The organism is Actinokineospora enzanensis DSM 44649, assembly GCF_000374445.1.
In the GTDB taxonomy this organism is placed as follows: domain Bacteria; phylum Actinomycetota; class Actinomycetes; order Mycobacteriales; family Pseudonocardiaceae; genus Actinokineospora; species Actinokineospora enzanensis.
This window is the reverse complement of sequence record NZ_KB894426.1, coordinates 1-19,699: the sequence shown is the minus strand read 5'-3', so window position 1 is coordinate 19,699 and position 19,699 is coordinate 1. Positions and strand designations below refer to the sequence as shown.

The following is a 19,699-nucleotide window of genomic DNA, read 5'->3' as shown; positions in this document are numbered from 1 at the left end:
GTTCGGTACGGAAAGCCATGGCACACAACGATAGTCCGCCGGCACAAGACACGAATGGGCGATCCCGCCCGGGACCGCCCATTCGATTCACCGCGGAAAAGCGGGATTCTCTCAGTTATCCCCGTCCATCAGCTCCACGATCGTGATGTACAGCCGCTCCAGCTGGTTGCCCTGCCGCTTGCGGCGCAGCTTCACCCGGCCGATCTCGCCGGTGGAGCGCACGTGCGTGCCGCCGCACGGGATCACCATGTCGCCGCTGTGCCAGACCCGGGCCTCGTGCTCGCCGTCCACCGGCACGGTGTGGATCTCCAGGTCCTTGGCGATCACCTCGTTGGCCCGCTCCTCCCACTCCGCGACCTCCTCGGCGGTGAGCCGCTCGCGGGTGTGGAAGTCGAACCTGGCCGTGCTGCCGTCGATCCGCGCGCCCTTGGTGTAGAGGTCGGGGCGGGCGGTGGTGGCGAACCAGAACCCCAGGTGCGCGGCCGAGTGGTGGCGCATGTTGCGCAGTCGCCGCTCCCAGTCGATGCGCACCGGCACCTCGGCGCCCACGGTCGGCACCGCGGTGTCCTCGGCCAGCCGGTGCCCGACATCGCCGTTGATCATGATCAGGTCCGGGAACTCCGGGTGCGCGAACGGGGTGCCGCCGACCTTCTGCGTGTCGACTATCCGCGACTCGCCGACCCAGCCGGTGTCGCCGACCTGCCCGCCGCCCTCCGGGTAGAACACGGTGTCGCTGAGGAAGACCTGACCGCCGCGTACCTCGGTGACCCGCGCCTCGCACTCGCCCCGGTACGGCTCGTCGATGTAGTGCTTCGCGACCAACGTCAACCTCCAACGCCTTGGGATGGGACAGCGTCCACTGGAGGGGAGGCAGGCGCGGGCAGTGCGTCCAGATAGTCCAGCACGCCGTCGTAAGCGAAGGTCAGTATACAGGCGCCGGTCGGCAGCCCCGGCGCCAGGCGGGTGGCCGCGACGAGGTTGGCCGCGGACGAGATCCCCACGGCCAGGCCCTCGGTGCGCATCACCCGCGGCAGCATCGCCACCGCTTCGTCGTAGGAGACGGTGATCTCGTCGTCGACCAGGTCCAGGTCCAGCACGGCGGGCACCAGCCCGACCGCCAGGCCCTGGATCCCGTGCGTGACGAACCTGTTCTCCCGCAACGAACACCCCTCCGGCAGCACCGCGACGATCCGCATGTCCGGATTGTGCTGCCGGAGCACGCGACCGACACCGGTGAGGTGCCCGCCGGTGCCGACCCCGGCCACCATCGCGTCCGGCACCCGACCATCCAGACTGGACAGGATCTCCAGCGCGGTGGCCGACTCGTGCGCCGCCGGGTTCGCCGGGTTCGCCTGCTGGTTGAGCATCACCCAGTCCGGGTTGTCGAACAGCATGCGCAGCGCCAGTTCCGCGTGCGAGTTGTTCCCCAACCGGTGGTCGGACAGTACGACGCGCGCGCCGTAGCCCTGCAGCAGTCGTTGCTTGCTTGGGCTGTAGTTGTCCGGGATGACCAGTACCAGCCGATAGCCCAGCAGCGCGGACGCCATCGCCAGGCCGATCCCGGTGTTGCCGCCGGTCGACTCGATGATGGTCTGGCCGCTGCCGCGGGTCAGCTCGCCGTCCCGCTCGGCCGCCAGGATCATGCCCAGCGCGATGCGCACCTTGTGGCTGCCGCCCGGGTTGACGGACTCGACCTTGACCAGCAGCTCGCGGCCCAGGTCCGGTTCGAGCCTGCCGAAGCGCACCAGCGGGGTGCCGCCGATGGCGTCCAGGATGGAGTCGGCGACCCGGGCCGTCATGCCCGCTCCCCGGTGGTCTCCGGCCGCGGCACCCGGTCGCGCGGCTCGCCGAACACTGCCGATTCCACGTAACGGCCCTCCGTCTCGGAGAAGTCGAAAAGTCGCGCACCGCGCGCGCCGTCGGCGGTGGCGTCGACGACCAGGTGGCGCACCGGGTACACCGCCGCCCCCTCGAACACCGCGTTCCGGTGGTCCTCGTCGCTGAAGTACGCGCCCACGTCGGGGTGCGAGTGGTAGACGACCCGGACCGGGTCGTCGCCGTCGAACGAGTCGGCCAGCTCGCGCAGGTCGGCGACGCCGAACGCGTAGCCGGTGCGGCTGGTGCGGGTGAAGTCCTCCGGTCGGCTGTGCGACAGCTCGTCGATCGTGTTGACGCACTCGCGCACGTCGCCCGCGCGGACGAACCCGCACGCCTCGGCCGGGTACGCGCGCCGGGCGTGCTCGTAGATCGCGGCCAGCGCGGCCTCGGTGGGCAGGCCGTCCGCGTCCAGCGCGGCGGGCGCGGACGCCTCGGCGGTGAGCCTGCGGGTCCGCCGCTGCCCCCACTGGGTGATCGCGAACGAGCCCAGGATGACCACCGTGAGCAGCGTGTCCAGCAGGTCGAACGCGGTGTCCTCCAGGAACACGCCGAGGATCTGCGCCACGATCGGGAACAGCACGAACACGAACGACACCGTCACCGTGTCGATCCGCTGCACCAGCCAGAAGTACACCGCGAACCCGATGACCGAGGCGACCACGCCAAGGTAGAGCGTGGCGCCCACGCTCGCGGCGGTGAACGCCTCCGCGCCGGGCCGCTCCACCAGCAGGCCCAGCCCGGTGAGCAGCACGCCCGCCACCGCCATCGGCATGGTGTTGAGGGTCAGCGAGTGCATGCCGCCGCCGTACTTCTTGATCATGATGTAGGACAGCGCGTGCATCACCGCGGCGGACAGCACCGCGGCCACGCCCCAGCCGCTGCCCACCCCGACGCCCTGCGAGTGCACGATCAGCAGGCCCAGCGCGGTGAACGCGACCAGCACGGCCAGGAACTGCGTCGGGGTGATGCGCGTGCGCAGGATCGGCACGCTGAACACCACCATCATCACCGCAACCGACGAGAAGCAGATGGCGGTCAGGCCGGACGAGATGTACTGCTCGCCGTAGTTGTAGAGGAAGAACGGGATGGCGAAGTAGCAGGCGAAGATGAACACGAAGAACCAGCCGAGCCCGCGCGGGTAGGCCAGCGGCTTGCGCATCGAGCGGCAGGCGATGATGAACACCGGCGCGGCGACCACGAACCGGAGCCCGGAGGCGGTCATCGGCGGCAGGTCGGTGACCGCGATCTTGATGGCGATCCAGGTCGACCCCCAGATCAGGCACACCATGGCGAAGCTGGCGACCAGCCAGAGCGTCTTGCGCGAGACCCCGGGCCGCCCGGTCGGCGGCACGGTGGCCCGCGCGCTCGGATCCGGGGTGGCGTCGATCGTGGTCTCAATATCCGAAGCGGACATCGGAACGGTTTTCTCCAAACGTGGGAACACATCAGTCGCCCGGGGACCGGGCGGTTGAGGGAAGACAGGAAGGACAGGGAGGACAGGGAGAGTCAGCGCGTCGGGGGCACCGGCCGCGCGCCGCACACCGGGATGCCGACGGTGACCTCGGAGCCACCGTGCCGGATCCGGATGTGCGTGGCGGGCCTGGGTACTCGCGCGGACACCTGGACGACCAGGGTCTCCGCGCTGCGCTGCAGCACGGTCAGGTCGCCCGCGGCGAGCGCGGCCTGGGTCGGGTCGAGCAGGTCCACCTCGATGCCGGACTGGTCCAGGTCGGCGCCGTGCAGCCGGAACCGGGACTCGCCGAGCGCCTCGACGCCGTAGATGGTGACCGGCAGCGGGCCGGTGACCATCTGGTACTGGTGCAGCACGGCCACCCGGGCACCGGCGGGCACGTCCGAGCGGACCAGCGCGTGGCAGCCGATCACCACGTCGTCGCCGACCGAGATCGGCCCGAGCACCCTGGCGAACCCGCCCACCTGCACCCGGTCGCCGAGCCTCGGGTGGCGCCTGCCGGAGGCGTTGTCGGCGATGCCGCGCGCGCCGACCACCACGCCCTGCAGGATGTAGCAGTCGGCGCCGATGACGGTGTCCTCGCCGATGACCGTGCCCACGCCGTGGTCGACCACGAACCGCGGCCCGATCTCGGCGGCCGGGTGGATCTCCACCCCGGTCCGCACCTTCGCCTCCTCGGAGATGGCGCGGGCCGCGGTCAGCGCGGGCCAGCGGTCGCCCGCGGGCGCGGCCAGCACGGCGTGCGCCACCCGGTGCGCGAGCACGGCGCGGAAGCAGGCGTAGCTGCCCAGCACGTACTCCCAGCTGCCCATGCCCGCCGGGTCGCGCCGGGCGAGGGCGAGCAGGTCGTCCACGGCGGGCTCGACGGCGGCGGCCAGCACGGCGGCGGGATCGATGCCCATGGGGGCCAACGACTCGACCCACGGCGCCAGCACGGCCTCGGCCGCGCGGGCCGTCTCCCGGACGGCACGCGAGCGGTCCACGTCGTGCGCGTCGGGTCGTTCATGGCAGGCCAGCATGGACATATTCCCCCCTGACGTCACCGGCACATTCGGCGGGCGAGGGTGTCTCGCCGGGCCGCGCGCCTCACCTGAAGTACAGCCGCGAGTTACCGCGGCGCGCGTGCGGCCCCAGTGGTACGTCCCCGCGTGTACGGCCGGTCCCGTTGCCGGTGACCAAGCCCAGTGCGGCGCGCTCGGCTCCGGAAGTCTACCGACGGCGACGGTTCCGCAGCAATGTGCTTGCCGATTGAACGGCGAGCCCGATCGGAGTATTCGCTCCGCCGAGTGGGTGGAATTCGCGCCATATTAACACTGTTACACATCCATTAACAAGGTAGTGCTCCTGTTCTGTCGGTTTCCCGTCGATGACGGGCTCTACCAGCGGTTCGCGGCGACCGTGCCGCCCCGGTCACGCCGGGCCGGAGCGGTCGGTCGAATGCGTGTGCAAGCCGACGGTACTCGGATCGGCCGCCCGGTTTGCCGAAACGGCCGAATTCGCCGGGGTGGTGGGCGGTTTGTGCACATCAGGGGTCGGGGTAATGATCGGGAGCGATCTTGACGGTCTCGTGATCCGGTGGTTAAGGTCCGAGGGCGGCTCTTGTGTCCGTCGGAGGAACAACTTCGTTCTGCGGGGGAAATGATGTCCGAGCAATTGCCCGAGCCCGCCACCGAACTCGTCGCGGCCGAGGCGGGCGCGGCAGCCCCGGCCGACTCGGTCGACCCGGTGGACGAGATCGAGGAGTTCGACCTCGACGACATCGAGGTGATCGAGAGCAAGGTCTTCGGCTGACCCGAGCAGGCCGGTCCCGCCCATGCCCGTCCAGGCTGGAGGTCCCGTGGTCACGTCCCTGCCCCTCGTCCCCCGGCCACCCGGCGCCGCGCTCGACCTGTCCGATGTGGACATCGAGTCGGTGCGCCCGCTCGCGGTCGGCCTGGTGGCCTACAACTGGGAGGCCGATACCTCCCTGGCGCTGTGGAACCTGGTCAACTACGCCCGTCAGGTCCCCCTGGTCGCCGACCGCGTGCGCTTCGAGCAGCGCTGCGCGGCCACGCCCAAGACCGCGATCGCGGAGAAGGAGGAGCTGTTCGCCGCGCTGGCCTGGATCCGCGCGAACGACTTCGACGTCGTCGGTTTCTCCTGCTACATCTGGAACATCCGCTTCGTCAACCAGCTCGCCCAGGCCATCAAGGAGATCTGGCCGCACATCCGGATCGTCTACGGCGGCCAGCAGATCCGCGGCTTCTACGTCCCCCAGGTCTTCGAACGCGAGCGGTGCGTGGACATCTGCGTCGTCAACGAGGCGGAGATCACCTTCCAGCGGCTGCTGGCACACCTGCTGACCGGGACGCCCGCGCTGTCCGGGATTCCCGGGCTGGCCTACTGGGCCGCCGCGGACGACCCCGACAAGATCCACTGGTTCGACGGCACCAGCGCGCTCCCGCCGGGCTACGGCCTGCACGAGACCGGGAACGCCGTGCTGGTCGACGACCTGGACGTGATCCCGTCGCCGTACCGGGCGGAGTCGGAGCTGCCGGTGGGCGGCGCGTTCCTCTACGAGGCCTCCCGCGGCTGCCCCTACTCCTGCTCGTTCTGCATCTGGGGCGAGTCCAAGGGCGTGCGCGAGTACCCGATGGACCGGGTCCGCGCGGAGCTGCACGCCATCCTCGCGCACCACCCGTCGCACATCATGTTCTGCGACGGCACCTTCAACATGCGCAAGGCCCGCGCCGCCGAGATCCTCACGATCCTGGTGGAGCACCTGCGCGACGGCCGGGTCAAGCCGTTCAGCCTGCTGCTGGAGCTCAAGCTGGAGCTGATCGACGACGTGCTGGTGCGCGTGCTGGACGAGCTGCTCACGCTCAACCCGCTGGTCACCGTCGAGTTCGGCATGCAGAGCGCCACCCAGGAGGCGGCGGCGCTGATGCGCAGGCCGTTCAAGGAGGACAAGTACCGGGCCGCCTGGGACCGGCTGACGCCGAAACTCCAGTCCTCGGCCGTGATCGACTGCATCTACGGCCTGCCCGGCGACGGCGTCGAGCAGTTCAAGACCACCGTCGACTACGCCTACTCGCTGGCCCCGCACCGGATGCAGTGCTTCCGGCTGTCGATCCTGCCCGGCTCGGAGTTCGAACGGCAGGCCGAGGCGCACGACATCAAGTACGCCCGCGAGCCGGGGCACGCGGTCTACCGGACCGCCTGGCTGGACCTGGACGAGATGGCCTGGCTGGAGACCTTCGGCTTCGCCGTGGCGGACCTGTACCACTTCCACGGCACCACGATCCGCTGCCTGCTCGGCCTGCCCGACGCGGGTGACACCCGGTTCAGCGACCTGATCACGGAGTTCGTGGCCTGGGCGGGCCGCGACCGGGTGATGGGCACCTCCTACGACGGCAACACCCCGGACGGACGCTGGCGGGCGATCAACCTCAGCGCCCTGTTCGAGGGCTTCGTACTGGACCGGCTGGTGCCCCGGCTGGCACCGGACGACCCGGGGCTACTCGCGAAGATCGGGGAACTGATCCACTACGAGACCCGACTGGGTAGGATCGCCATCGAGGGACTTCCCGGCAGCCCGGTCGCGGGCATACCCGGTCGGGCGGTGCGCGCGGAGCTGATGCGCGCCCGCTACGACCTGCCGGGCTTCATCATCGCGGGGCGCGGCCGCACCCGCATCGACCTCGGCGACCTACGCGAGTCGCCGACCTGCGTCGCGTTCACCGTGAAGGCGGGTCACCAGGACGTGCGCGTACCGATCGCCTACCGTGTCGGTGACCGCACCGCGGACCTGATCGAACGACTGCGCGACGGGGGCGGCGCGCGGATCGGCGAGCGGACCATACACAGATTGATCGAAGTCGGACTCCTGACCTGAGGGGTCCGCGTGGGGGAGCGAGCGAGTGTTTGGCTGGGAATGGGTGCTGCACCTGGCGTTGTTCGCCGCGGCGGCGACCTTCACCCCGGGCCCGAACGCCCTGCTGTTGTTGAGCATGGGCGCGCGGTTCCCGCTGCGGCTGGCGTTGCCCGCCGCGGCGGGGGTCGCGATCGGCATCCCGTCGGTGGTCATGGTGGTGGGGGCGGGGCTGGGCGAGGCGTTCAACGCCGTGTCCTGGCTGCGGCTGGTGATGCACATCCTGGCGACGCTGTACATCGCGTGGCTGGGTTGGCAGATCCTGCGGATGGGTACGCCGAAAGACGCTACTGCCGCCACGACCGAGGGAAAGCCGGTCGGGTTGTGGCAGGCCGCGGCGTTGCAGTGGGTGAACCCCAAGGTGTGGACGATGGCGGTCGGTGCCGTCAGCGCCTACAGCCTGGAGGGCAACCCGGTGGTCGGCGCGCTGCTGATCGGCGCGGTGTTCGCGGTGATCTCCGTCCCGGCGGTGGTGACCTGGACCCTGTTCGGGGTGGGCATCCGGCACTGGCTGACCTCGCCCGCCCGGCTCACGATCTACAAGGTGGTGATGACCGCCGCGCTGGTGGTGTCCGTGGCGCTCACCTGGGTTACCTGACCACGGCTCCGGCGCCGCCGGGGCCCGGAGAGGAGCACGGCGGTGGACAAGCCCGACCCGATCGGCGTCGGAATCCAGTACAACCCCGAGATCCTGGACTGGTTCCCGTTCGAGTCGCTGGACGTGGACCTGTTCGAGGTCCTGCTGGACCCGTTCATGGGCCCGCTCGACGGCCCGTCGGTGTTCCTGCCGGGGGCGCTGGAGCGGCTGCGGGAGCTGCGCCGGAAGCGGCCGCTGCTGGCGCATTCCAATTACGGCTGCGACTTCGGGTTCGGTGACCTGGAACGGACCCCGGCCGTGCTGCGGCACGTGCCGATGGCCCGGGCCATCGGCAGCCCGTGGATCGCCGACCACAGCTTCTACGGGGACGAGTCCTGGTTGGACATCTGGAGCAGCCCGGTCCAGTTCTCGCCGACCGAGGTCCGCCGGATCGCCGACCGCGCCCGCCGGTTGCAGGAGCACTACGGGATCCCGCTGGCGCACGAGAACGCCGCGTACTACCTGGCCACGCCGGGGTCCACGATGCGCGAGGCCGACTTCATGGCCGCGCTGGTCGAGCGGTCGGGCACGTTCCTGCACCTGGACCTGCACAACGTGTACGCGAACTCGTTGAACCTGGCGGGGTTCGACCCGATGGCGTACCTGGAGACGATCCCGCTCGATCGGGTGATCGCGGTGCACCTGGCAGGCGGCAGCTGGCATGACGGGCTGTATCACGACTGGCACGACAATCCGGTGCCCGAGCCGGTGTGGGAGCTGTTGGACTGGCTGCTGGCGCGGGCCCGGCCGGGCGCGGTGATCCTGGAGTACCAGGGGCGGTGCCACCACGAGAGCACCCGGCTGCTGGACACCGACGACGAGTCGATGATCGTCCGCGACCTGGCGCGCGCGAAGGCCGCGTGGGCCGCCGCCTCGGTGCACTGGGCAGGCGTGTCATGACAATGGACGCGGCGACGGTGTGGCACGTGTGGCGGCGGGTGCTGCGCGAGCCCGCGTTGCAGGAGGCCATGTTCCGGGAGGACTTCGGGGCGCGCGCGCCGGAGTTCGGGCTGGACGCGGCGGCGCGCGAGGTGGTGGAGCAGTACGCGCGGACGCCCTCGGGGACGCGGTTCTTCATCGCCAACTACCGGTACCGGATGACGAGTTCGTTCGTGAACGCGCTGGAGACGGCGCTGCCGTTGACCCACCGGCTGTTGCGCGCGCACGAGGTGGACATCGACGCGTGGGCGGTGGAGTTCCTGGACTCGGTGGGGTGGTACGACTTCGGGCCGTACGTGTACACCTACGGGCTGCGCGTGCTGGAGCACCTGCTGGGCCGGCCGGAGGCGTCGATTCCGGGACTGCCGGACCTGGTCGCGTTGGAGCAGGCGGCGAACCGGATCACGATCGCGGCGGCCGAGCGCGGGGTGGACGCGGAGCCGGTTTCCGACGGCCATCGGAGCATCGGCGCGGTCGAGGTGGTGCGGACCGAGCGGGATATCTCCGATTGGCTGCGGAATTCGTCGGCATTGGGCCGTGCTGACGTGCCCGAGCGGCCTCGGACCTTCCTGGTGTACCTGCGGCCTTCCGACTTGCGTCGTCGGATCGTGGCGGTGTCGCCGCGCGCGGCCGCCGTGGTGACGCGGTTACGGGTTCCGGGTGCGGTCCGGTCGGAGGAGGAAGCGACGGCCGCCTCTCTGGTGCGGCTGGGTGTGCTGCTTGCTCCGATCGGGAGCGACTGAATGCCGTGGCCATTGCCCTGCGCGGGGCTCGTGGCATGGGGGAGGGGCTGAATGCTGTTCCCGTGGTTGTGGGTGCGGTCGACCGGTTTCCCGTTCGCCTGGCTCGACGAGCTGGCCTGTCCGGAGCTGTTGTCCGGCTCGGCCGCGGATTTCGATCGTGCCGTGGTGGCGGCGCGGCGGGCCCTGGTCGCGCGGATGACCGGGCCGGACGTCGCCGAGGCGTTGCTGTTGTCCAATGTCGCCGCCGTCGACCGGATCGGCGCGTTGGCGGACGCGGATCTCGAACACCCGAACGTGCGGATACGGCAGCGGCTGCGGTTGGCTTGGTCCTATCTGCAGCGGTTCTGCGCCAAGAACGAGACCTGCAGCTTCTTCGGTCCCTTGGCGTGGGGCGTGGTCGATCCGCGGGCGGAGCGGTCGCTGGAGTTCGATGTCGCCGACCCGGCGGCGGGGCGGTTGCGCAGGCGGCGGGTCCGGGTGGAGCACTGGGTGGTGCGCGGGTTGTGTGCCGGGGTGGCCCGGTCCGCGGGGCCGTACCGGCTGCACCCGGGGTGCGATGTGGACGACGCGGGCCTGCGGGTGCCGGTCGGCAAGCGGATCGCGTTGCCGGACGGGGTGGCGGGGTTCCTTCGGTCGGTACAGGCCGGTGCGGCCGTGGGCGAGCCGCCGCGTGGGGCTTCCCGGCTGGTCGAGGCCGGGGTGCTGACCCGTGAGGTGGCCGTGCCGCCGGAGAGTTCGCGCGGGCCGCTGGGCATCGAGGACGTGGTCGGCTCGCCGGTGCCGTTGGTCACCCGGCTGGAGGAGCTGCGCTCTCGGTTCGAACGGCAGACCACCGTCGACGCGCGTCGGTCGATCCTCGGTGAGCTGGACGCGCTGCTGGTGTCGGCGGGTGTGGACGGGACGCGTTCGACGGGCACGATGTACGCGGGCAGGCTGCCGGTGTACGAGGACTGCGAGCGCAATCTGCTGGTGCGCGTGGGCGGGGCACTGGCCGGGGTGCTGCGTGATCAGCTCCCGCCATTGCTTCGACTGCACCGACTGGTCGCCGAGTGCGCCGCGTCCGAGTTGCACCGGCATTACGCCGCCGTCGCCGCGGTCCGGATCACCGAGGAAGGGGTCCCGGACGCGGACTTCCTGGCGTTCCTGCGCGCCGCCCGCGCCGACGAGGCGATCGGCCCGGTGCGCTCCGCGATCGCCGCCGACCTGCGCGCGGTAATGGACCGAGCCTGGTCCGACTTCGGTTGGCACACCGAGGAAGTCCTCATCGAGGACTCCCACCTCGCCACCGTGGCGGCGGCGCTGCGGTCGCGGTATCCCGAGCACGCGCGGTTCGCGTCGGTGCTCGGTGTGGGGGTGATGTCCCCGGACGTGCTGGTCGCCGAAGGCTCCACCGTCGTGCTGGGCGAGGTGCACCCTTGTGTGCCCGCCGCCGTCCAGTCCGTCGCCCTCCCGTTCCTCGACGACGCGGCCGCCGCCCTCGCCGTCGCCGACCGGTTGCTCGGCGGTGACCGCATGGTCCTGGCCGTCTCCGACACCGCCTACCAACGGTCCTTGTTCACCTGGCCGGTCACACCCGGCCTGGCCGAGGTGGTCGTCCCGGGCGCGACCAGCCGGTGCCCACCGGATCGGACCATTCCGGCCGGACGTGGCCGAGTCCGCCTGTGCGACGGCCTGGTGTTGTTCGTCGACCGTCACACCGGCCGCACCGAGGACATGGTCAGTGTTCTCTCGTCCGACCTCCAGCACATCGTCTTCGCGGTGGCGGGCGCGGTCCTCGGCGGAGACCTACAAGCCCGCCTGCGTTACGGCGACGTAGTGGTACGCAGACGCTCCTGGTCTCCCGACCCCACCACGCTCCCCGATGCCGCACGCCCGTCGGAGACCCACACCGACTATCAAGCGTTGCTGTCCTGGGCCCACGCGCACGACCTGCCCCGCCGTTGCTTCCTCCGCACCGACACCGAACCCAAACCCGTCTATGTCGACTGGGCCAACCCGATCGCCGTCGACACCTTCGCCCGCCTCGCCCGCGCCGCGGGCCGGATCCGGGTCACCGAGCTCAGCCCCACCCCCGACTGCTTCTGGCTCACCGACGACCTCGGCACCCACGGCGCCGAGCTCCGTCTGTCCTATTCGGTCTGAAAGCCCCGTTCCCGACCGTGGTCGTCCTATTCGGTCCGAACGGATCACGTCCCGGGAGGAGATCGGTATGCGTGCCGACGACACCGTACGCGCCCGCTTCCCGCACCGGCTGGTGGTGGTCCCGGCCGATCGCGGGCGCAGCAGGGTCACCGACCCCCGGACCCGGGCGGGCTGGGTGCTCGGCCGCGCCGAACTGGCCTTGGCCCGCCGGTTCGACGGGGTGCGGACCTACGCGGCCGTCGCCGAGGGCCTGCCCGGCGCCACCCCGGAGAAGGTCCGCGCCTTCGAGACCCGGCTGCTGGCTCTCGGCGTCCTGGAACCGCCGCCGTCACCGGTCCGCCGGATCGCGCGCGCGGTGGTCGCCCTCGACCGCGTCGACATCGGCACCGCAGACCCGACCCGCGCCCTCGACGTCGTGCTCCGCCGGACGCCCTGGCTGGTACGACGCTCCTTCGTCCGCACCACAACGGTCCTGTCGCTGGGGGTGCTGACCGGCCTCCTGATCACCCGAGGCGGCGAGTTCGTGGCCGCGGTGCCCGACGCGGTGCGCGGGTGGGGATTGCCCTGTCTGCTTGTGGTCGTATTGCTCTCCACGGTGTTCCACGAAGGCGGCCACGCATTGGCCTGCCGTCACTACGAGGTGGCGGTCAGAGAGGTCGGTCTAGGCCTACGGTCATTGTTCCCGTTCGCCTGGACGGAACCGGACCAACAGCGCTGGGCCGCCCTGCCACCGGGCCCCCGCCTGGTCACCGTCGCCGCGGGCCCGCTCGGCAGCCTCGTCTACGCCGCTGCGGGCGCCTGCCTGTGGCTGCCCCCGCTCCCGGACCCGCTGCGCTGGCTGGGTCTGGCGATGGTCCTGTCCGGCACGGTCTTCATCATCCCCACTCTCATCCCCGCCTTCGACGGCGACGCCTACCTGCTGCTCACGACCGTCCCCGGCCTGGACAACCTGCGCGGCCGCTCCTTCGCACACGTCCGCGGTCTCCTCGGCGGCACCCGGTCGGTCGGATTCGTTGTCAGCCTCGGCTATGTCGCTTTCGCTGCCCTGACCGTCCTGGGCCGTCTCGCGGTCGCCGCCTGCGTGGTGTGGCTCCTGCTGTGGTGAACTACCACAGCCAGGCCCACTGGGACGGCGTGCACTCGGTCGAGTCACCCACCGGCGGAGCGGCGGCCGCCGCCGTACTCGACTCCGTCGTGCGAGTTCTTTCCCCACTGCCCCGAGACGCGACCGTCGTCGATGTGGCCTGTGGAGACGGTGCTCTGCTCCGAGCCCTGCCCGGTCCACTGATCCGCATCGGCCTGGATCTGGCCCCCACCGCGCTGCACAAAGCCTGGACCACGACCCCGACGACCTTCCTGCAAGCCGACGCGGCAAGACTGCCGTTGGGGGCCAATACAACCGACGCCGTCACGTTGCTGTCCTCCTGGTGGGCGCTCCCCACCCCGGAGCGGATGGTCGTCGAAGCCGCCCGAGTACTGCGCCCCGGCGGTCGTCTGCTCATCCACACCTGGGACGCTCCCACCACCTGCCGAATGATCACCCTGGGCGCGGCCACCCTCGCCCGAGTCATCCCCTCGTTGATCCGACCCGCCGACCACCGCGGCCCCTTCGACGACTCGACCGAGGAGATCACCACGGCCACGACCCGGGCAGGGCTGACCACGCCCACCCGCCACCCCTTCAGCTGGTCATGGCCCATCGCCTCGACCGACGCCTACCTGACCGAACTGGCCAACCTGGCCCCGACCGCCTACGCCACCTACGCGACCGCTCCAGACCGAACCCGCGTCACCGCCCAGCGGCTGCTCACGGCCCTGCTCGCCCGACTCGTCGACGAGGGCACCGGCACCCTTGGTCTGACCTGGCACCTGTCGATCGCCACCAAACCTTCCTGATGGCAACCGGCCGACCGAGTGATACCGACCGGACCTGGCCTCTGCGAGCCGCTTCGCCGATGGCCGCTCGGGCCTCGGCGGCAGGGTGGCCACCGACACGGTCGCCGCCGGTTCTCGGCCGCGCCATTGTCCTCAGTCGCGGCTGACGCTTGTGCCGTGGCGGCTTCCGGTCATACCCGGCTGAATGCGGGCGCGATGTCCGCCAGCCGCTCGCCCACGGCGAAGCGCACGGCGGCCTCCGCGTGCAACCGGGTGGTCGGGAAGGCGGGGATCGGGCTGTGCGCCGAGTCGAGCAGCAGTTCGATCTCGGTGCAGCCGTAGATCACACCCTGCGCGCCCCGCGCGACCAACCCGCGCACCACCCCCGCGAATGCCTCGCGCGCGGCGTCGGTGAAAATCCCCCGGCACAGCTCCTCGTAGATCACCCGGTGGACCAGCGCCCGGTCGTCCGCGTCCGGCACGATGGCCTCGATCCCGTGTCCGGCCAGATGTTCCCGGTAGAACGGCCGCTCCATGGTGAACGCGGTGCCCAGCAACCCCACCCGCGTCACCCCGGCCGCCCGCACCGCGGCCGCGGTCACGTCGCCCAGATGCAGCAGCGGTACCCGCTCGGCCAGCGGACCGGCCACCAGGTGCATGGTGTTGCTGCAGACCAGCACGACCCCGGCCCCGCTCAGCACCAGCCGTTCCCCGGCGACGGCCAGCAGCTCGGCCGCCTCGGCCCAGCGCTCCTCGGTCTGCAGCACCGCGACCTCGGCGAAATCCACCGAGTACAACAGGCAGCGCGCCGAGTGCAGACCGCCCAGGCGCTCCGCGGTGAGCTCGTTGAGCAGGCGGTAGTACTCGGCGGTCGACTGCCAGCTCATTCCACCGAGCAGTCCGACGGCCCGCAGTGAGGTCGACACTCGCGCGACGGTATGCCCACTGTGGACCGGATGGCCGGACGTGCCGCCGAAGTTGACTCGACCGGGTGTTCAGAGTCGAACCGGGTCGTCCACCGGCGCGAGCCCCAGCGCCGCCCGCAGCCTGCGGTCCAGGTCGAACGCGCGGGCCCGGGTCGACTCCACCGCCGTGGTCTCCAGATAACCGCAGCCCGGGATCGCACCGAGCATGTGCAGCAGGACGCCCGTACGGCTGGTGTGGTCGAAGAGCAGTCCGCGCGAGCGCAGTCCCTCCACCACGTCCCCGATCGTGCGGTGGGCCAGCACGGCGGGTTCGTGCACCCGGTGGTGGACGAAGTGCGCGTCGAGCGACGCCGCGTCCGCGACGTGCGCGGTGACGTGGCTCGGTCCGACCTTGCGCAGGTTGATCTCGGTCGCCAGCAGCACGCCGTCGGTGTCCGCGATGAAGTCCACCCCGAACGTGCCGCGCACCCCGTGGCCCGCCAGCACCTTGCCGGTGGCGGCGAGGTGCTCGCGCATCCGCTCCACCAGCGGCGCCGACGCCGGGCCGACGCAGCCGATGTAGCGGTCGCCGTCGAGGAGCTGGTCGTGCGTGGAGATCACCCGCACCTCGCCGTCCGCGTCGATCGCCGCCTGCCCGCTCGGCGAGGCCACGACGTCGAGCAGGAAGGCCTCCAGGATGGCGCCGCCGACCGCCATGTCGGCCACCACGTCCGGCCACGGCTGCGCCTGCTTGACCACCGCCCCGGCCAGGTCGCCGGTCACCGCCGCGGCCAGGTCCAGCACCACGGTGCCGACCCCGGCCCCCCACTTCGGGTCGTCCAGCTTCAGCGCGACCCGGGTGGGCGGGTCCGGCTCGGCCGCCAGGTCCCGGCACGCGACGATCACCTCATCCGGTGTGTGCAGCCGCTCCAGCGGCCCGCCCGGCGTGGGCACGTTGGCCAACCGCAGCACCCGCTTGCCGCCCAGCTTCCCGCCCATGTCCCGGATGTGCGCCGCGGGCGCCTGCTCGGCCGCGACCCCGAGCGCCGCCGCCAGCTCGTCCCCCTCCGCGGACGCGGCGAAGTTGACCAGCCGCGCCGACCCGCTGTCCGCGACCGCCTTCCGCAGGTGCGCCATCAGCTCGGCGTCCCCCAAAGTCCGTGCGTCCAACGCCCCGTCGCCGTCCGGCCGCGGCCGGTGCAGTTCCAGCCTCGCCCGAATCCCCGGCAACTCGTCCTCGGAGAACCCCGAGGCGTCCCGCAGGTAGTACTCCAGCACTTCCTCCGCGACCGGCTCGGGGGTGACCACCACGACCCGCGTGCCCGGCGCCCGCAATGCCCCGATCTGGGACAGCCCCCGCTCGGCCGCGTGGTTCATGAACGGCAGCCTGCTCAACAACGCCGCGTCATAGGACATCGAGTACAACACGATCAACGTGCTCCCGACCCCGGCGGTCGCGTCCACGGCGTACTCCCTTCGCGGCACCCACCGACGGCACCGCGCGGGCCGCCGCTCATCAACGTATCCAACCGTCCGGCCCCGACCGCGCCGCCAAACGAGTGGCGATCAACGACTTTCTTTCGGTGCGTCACCGTGCCCTGGTGCCGTCCCGGTCGTCGGTGGCGAGCCTCGCTCACACTTGTGGGTGCATTTGGTGGTCCGGTGCGTGGCATGCTGGGGTCTGCCGGGTAGGCCAGTGGGGGATGACCGTTCCCGTTGGGAGAGTTCGAGATGCGCAGTCGGATTATCGCTCTGGTGGTGTTCGCGATGCTCGCCGGTAGTGGTGTCGCGGCGGCGGAGGGATTGCCGCTTCCTTACACCGGCGACGCGAACCAGGTGATCACCGTGATCGCCCCGACCGCCACCTCGACCACCGCCACCCTGACCGCCTGGCGGCGCACCTCGACCGGGTGGGCCGCGGAGATCGGCCCCGTCGGCGCGTACGTCGGGAAGGCCGGGGTGGGGCGGGCGAGCGAGGCAGGCACCAAGACCCCCGCGGGCGTGTGGACCTTGACCGAGGCGTTCGGGAACAAGCCGGGCCTCGGGACCCCGTTGCCCTACCGGCAGGTCGACGCGTCCGACTGGTGGGTGTCCGATGTGCACTCGCCGCTCTACAACACCCCGTACCGGTGCGCGCCCGGCACCTGCCCGTTCGACGAGCGGGCGGGGGAGGACTTGGGCCGGGTCGGCGTCGCCTACGACCGGGCCGTGGTCATGGACTACAACCGCGACCCGGTCGTCACGGGCGCCGGGTCGGCGTTCTTCCTGCACGTCAGCACGGGGCGGCCGACCGCGGGCTGCGTCAGCGTCCCGGCGCCGACGGTCGACGCCATCGTCGCCTGGCTCGACCCGGGCAGCCACCCCGTCATCGACATCGCCGTGGCGTGACTCAGCCTGCCTGGCCGAACCAGTGGCCGAGGGCAGGCTCCAGGTCGTCCGGGTCGCCCGCCCAGCAGACGTAGCCGTCCGGGCGGACGAGCATCGGTTCGGTGCCCTGACGCACATAGTCGACGTGATCGACACGGTCGGACCAGAGGTCGGCGAGCTTGCCGTGCTCGCCTTCCGGGTCCAGCAGGATGCCGCGTCCGGATCGGAGCAATGCGTGCAACCGGGTCGGGTCGAGCGGCAGGTCCGGCACCGGGCGGCCGATGAGCGGGTGCCGGTCGACGCCCGGCATGGCGTAGCGGATGGCCATCCCGGACATCAGGTCGCCCAGATGGCGTTGCACATCGGGAAGTCGCGCCAGGTCCGTGAGGAGTTCCTTGGTGGCCAACACATCCGGCGCTCGGGTGCCCGCCCAGTCCATCACCAGGCACTGCGCCTGGACGTTGCGCAGCACGGCGGCCCCGGCCGGGTGGCGCTCCGCGTGATAGGTGTCGAGCAGGCCGTCCGGCGCCCAGCCGCGCACGGTCGCACCGAGCTTCCAGCCGAGATTGATCGCGTCCTGCATCCCGGTGTTCATGCCCTGCGCTCCGAGCGGGAGATGGACGTGCGCGGCGTCCCCGGCCAACAGCACCCGCCCGTGCCGGTATTGCGCGGCCTGGCGGGCGGTGTCGGTGATGCGGCGGCCGTAACGCAGTTCGAGCAACCGCGCGTTCGATCCGAGCACGGTGCGCAGACTCTCGCGGATCTCCTCCTCGGTGACCTCGACATCCCTGGGCAGCGAATGACGTGGTCCGCCGAGGACGAGACGGCTCAACCGCCTGCCTTGGGAGTCGGTACCGAGCGGGAACACCGCCGCCCAATGCCCGTCGGGGCTCCAGACATGCGACATCCGGTCGTCGACACCGCCCAGCCGCACGTCGGCGGCGACCACCGTCGCCGTACCGGACTGCCCGGGGAAATCGACTCGGAGCAATGAGCGCACCGTGCTGTGCGCGCCGTCCGCGGCGACGAGGTAGCGGCCGCGGAGGGCGGTGCCATCGGCGAAGGTCGCGGTGACACCGTCCGAGTCCTGGTCAATGGCCACGAGTTCGTGGTCCCGGCGCACGCGCAGGCCATGCGTGGCGAGGTGCTCCTCAAGGAACCCTTCGATCACCACCTGCGGCACGGACCGCCACGGCAGGCGGTGCCGGGCGAAGTCGAGCGAGAGCGGGAACCCGGCGAAGTGACCGGCGCTGATCGGGTAGTCCCCGGTGGCCAGCAACGGTTCCAGCAGACCGCGCTGGTCGAGCGCCGCCAATGTGCGGGACTGCACCCCGCCCGCCCTGGACAGCTCACTGCGCCTGGACAGTCGGTCGACCACCACGGTCGACACCCCGGCCAGCAGCAGTTCGTTGGCCACCATCATCCCGGTCGGTCCGGCGCCGACCACGAGCACGTCGGTATGCATGATTGCTCCCCTGGTTGTGTCGATCAGGACAAGAACAACGCTCCGCCCTGCCCCGACGATCAAGCCAGCAGCACACCCGATTGCACCGACATCCGACACCATCTACGCTCCGAGCGGTGGAATCCGACTTCGACGAGCTGGACCGCCGCCTCGTGCACGCGCTGCAGATCGACGCGCGGGCCCCGTTCAGCACAATCGCCGCCGTCCTGGGCGTGTCGGATCGCACCATCGCGCGCCGCTACGCCAGATTGCGTTCATCCGGATCGCTCCGAGTGTTCGGCGCCGTGGACCCGACCGCCCTCGGCGCCACACTCTGGTTCCTCCGCGTCCGCTGCGCCCCGGCCGCGGCGGCCCCGGTCGCCGAGGCACTGGCCCGCCGCCCCGACACGTCCTGGGTCAGCCTCACCTCCGGCGGCACCGAGATCACCTGCAACGTCCGCACCGAGAACGCCGCCGACAGCGAGTCCCTGCTGCTCGCCAAACTCCCGCGCACCCCCCGCGTCGAAGGCGTCACCGCCCACTCCGTCCTGCACACCTTCTACGGCGGCGCCGACAGCATCGTCGCCAAGCTCGGCCCCCTCACCCCCGCCGAGATCGACCGCCTACGCCCACCCCCGACCGCACCCCGCCCCGGCCCCGTCCACCTCGACGACGGCGACCGAAAACTCCTGGCCACCCTCGCCGCCGACGGCCGCGCCGACTACGAACAACTCGCCACAGCGACCGGCTGGTCCCCGACCACGACCCGCCGCCGCATGACCGAACTACGCGAACACGGCGCCCTCTACCTGGACCTCGACATCGACAGCCGCCTGCTCGGCATCGGCCCCCGCACCCTGCTCTGGCTCTCCGTCTCCCCGACCCACCTCGTCGAGGCAGGCACGACCCTCGCCCAACACCCGGAAATCGCCTTCGCCGCAGCCACAACCGGCCCCACCAGCCTGGTGGCAAGCGTCGTGTGCGCGACCCAACAAGACCTCTACCACTACCTGACCACCCGCGTGGCCGCCCTACCCACAATCACCCACATCGAGACGGCCCCGATCATCAAGACCGTCAAACGAGCCGCCAACCGAACCTAGTGTCCTGCGCCAGGAATTCGATCAAGATATGAGCCGAGGCGGTCGAGGATCTCGTCCGCGTTCTTGGTCCAGACGAAGGGGTTGGGGTTCTCGTTCCAGGTCTTGATCCAGTCGCGGATGTCGTTCTCCAGGGCGCGCAGGGACTTGTGGGCGGCGCGGCGTAGTCGTTTGTCGGTGAGCAGACCGAACCATCGCTCGACCTGGTTGAGCCAGGAGGAGTAGGTGGGGGTGAAGTGCATGTGGAAGCGCGGGTGCGCTTCCAGCCACTTCCGGACGGTGGGGTGT

18 protein-coding genes are annotated in these 19,699 nt (G+C 70.8%); 10 read left to right on the top strand and 8 right to left on the bottom strand.

Annotated elements, in window-relative coordinates:
* Positions 1–111: 111 nt before the first annotated feature.
* The 4 genes from C503_RS0124555 to C503_RS43555 form a co-directional block, all read right to left on the bottom strand.
* Positions 112–828: an alanyl-tRNA editing protein gene (locus tag C503_RS0124555; RefSeq protein WP_018684888.1), complete on the bottom strand. Its 717-nt coding sequence runs from the start codon at positions 826–828 to the stop codon at positions 112–114.
* A complete protein-coding gene (locus C503_RS0124550) occupies positions 825–1,799 on the bottom strand; it encodes a PLP-dependent cysteine synthase family protein (RefSeq protein ID WP_018684887.1) in 975 nt (324 codons plus the stop codon). Before C503_RS0124550 ends, C503_RS0124555 begins: the two co-directional genes overlap by 4 nt.
* Positions 1,796–3,292, bottom strand: a complete 1,497-nt coding sequence (locus C503_RS43560) for an EamA family transporter (protein ID WP_018684886.1) — start codon at positions 3,290–3,292, stop codon at positions 1,796–1,798. Before C503_RS43560 ends, C503_RS0124550 begins: the two co-directional genes overlap by 4 nt.
* A gap of 92 nt (positions 3,293–3,384) precedes the next feature.
* Positions 3,385–4,374, bottom strand: a complete 990-nt coding sequence (locus C503_RS43555) for a serine O-acetyltransferase (protein WP_211222454.1) — start codon at positions 4,372–4,374, stop codon at positions 3,385–3,387.
* Between the two features lie 616 nt (positions 4,375–4,990).
* Between C503_RS43555 and C503_RS46165 the strand changes: the two genes are divergently transcribed.
* The 8 genes from C503_RS46165 (at position 4,991) to C503_RS46905 (ending at position 13,616) form a co-directional block, all read left to right on the top strand.
* Positions 4,991–5,140, top strand: a complete 150-nt coding sequence (locus tag C503_RS46165) for a TglA family RiPP precursor (protein WP_156893446.1) — start codon at positions 4,991–4,993, stop codon at positions 5,138–5,140.
* 46 nt (positions 5,141–5,186) lie between these two features.
* On the top strand, positions 5,187–7,223 hold the full coding sequence (locus C503_RS0124530) for a B12-binding domain-containing radical SAM protein (RefSeq protein WP_018684883.1): 2,037 nt from the start codon (positions 5,187–5,189) through the stop codon (positions 7,221–7,223).
* A gap of 25 nt (positions 7,224–7,248) precedes the next feature.
* The gene (locus C503_RS0124525) at positions 7,249–7,857 is read left to right on the top strand and encodes a LysE family translocator (protein ID WP_026316660.1); all 609 of its coding nucleotides are present in this window, start codon (positions 7,249–7,251) and stop codon (positions 7,855–7,857) included.
* 42 nt (positions 7,858–7,899) lie between these two features.
* Entirely contained in the window at positions 7,900–8,796 is an 897-nt protein-coding gene (locus C503_RS0124520) for an MbnB/TglH/ChrH family RiPP precursor modification enzyme (RefSeq protein WP_018684881.1), read from the top strand.
* Complete coding sequence (locus C503_RS0124515; RefSeq protein ID WP_156893444.1) at positions 8,793–9,578, top strand: Rossmann-fold NAD(P)-binding domain-containing protein; 786 nt, start codon at positions 8,793–8,795, stop codon at positions 9,576–9,578. Before C503_RS0124520 ends, C503_RS0124515 begins: the two co-directional genes overlap by 4 nt.
* Positions 9,579–9,629: 51 nt before the next feature.
* A complete protein-coding gene (locus tag C503_RS0124510) occupies positions 9,630–11,720 on the top strand; it encodes a hypothetical protein (RefSeq protein ID WP_018684879.1) in 2,091 nt (696 codons plus the stop codon).
* A gap of 67 nt (positions 11,721–11,787) precedes the next feature.
* A complete protein-coding gene (locus tag C503_RS46910; protein WP_018684878.1) occupies positions 11,788–12,825 on the top strand; it encodes a zinc metalloprotease in 1,038 nt (345 codons plus the stop codon).
* Positions 12,822–13,616, top strand: coding sequence for a class I SAM-dependent methyltransferase (locus C503_RS46905; RefSeq protein WP_169514608.1), 795 nt, complete (start codon positions 12,822–12,824; stop codon positions 13,614–13,616). Before C503_RS46910 ends, C503_RS46905 begins: the two co-directional genes overlap by 4 nt.
* Positions 13,617–13,786: 170 nt before the next feature.
* Here the strand turns inward: C503_RS46905 and C503_RS0124495 are convergent, their stop codons facing one another.
* Together C503_RS0124495 and C503_RS0124490 are read right to left on the bottom strand one after the other, a co-directional pair.
* The gene (locus C503_RS0124495) at positions 13,787–14,509 is read right to left on the bottom strand and encodes an aspartate/glutamate racemase family protein (RefSeq protein WP_026316659.1); all 723 of its coding nucleotides are present in this window, start codon (positions 14,507–14,509) and stop codon (positions 13,787–13,789) included.
* Between the two features lie 81 nt (positions 14,510–14,590).
* Complete coding sequence (locus C503_RS0124490) at positions 14,591–15,985, bottom strand: peptide ligase PGM1-related protein (RefSeq protein WP_211222453.1); 1,395 nt, start codon at positions 15,983–15,985, stop codon at positions 14,591–14,593.
* 246 nt (positions 15,986–16,231) lie between these two features.
* Here C503_RS0124490 and C503_RS0124485 point away from each other — a divergent pair, with 246 nt between their 5' ends.
* Positions 16,232–16,888: a L,D-transpeptidase family protein gene (locus tag C503_RS0124485; protein ID WP_018684874.1), complete on the top strand. Its 657-nt coding sequence runs from the start codon at positions 16,232–16,234 to the stop codon at positions 16,886–16,888.
* Position 16,889: 1 nt separating this feature from the next.
* Here C503_RS0124485 and C503_RS0124480 read toward each other — a convergent pair whose 3' ends face one another.
* Positions 16,890–18,332, bottom strand: a complete 1,443-nt coding sequence (locus C503_RS0124480; protein ID WP_018684873.1) for an FAD-dependent monooxygenase — start codon at positions 18,330–18,332, stop codon at positions 16,890–16,892.
* A 116-nt stretch (positions 18,333–18,448) separates the two neighbouring features.
* On the opposite strand from C503_RS0124480, the gene C503_RS0124475 reads away from it, so the two are divergent.
* Complete coding sequence (locus C503_RS0124475) at positions 18,449–19,414, top strand: Lrp/AsnC family transcriptional regulator (protein WP_018684872.1); 966 nt, start codon at positions 18,449–18,451, stop codon at positions 19,412–19,414.
* Here the strand turns inward: C503_RS0124475 and C503_RS40640 are convergent.
* A partial coding sequence (locus C503_RS40640; protein ID WP_018684871.1) for a transposase occupies positions 19,411–19,699 on the bottom strand: 289 nt, incomplete at its 5' end. The genes C503_RS0124475 and C503_RS40640 overlap by 4 nt on opposite strands.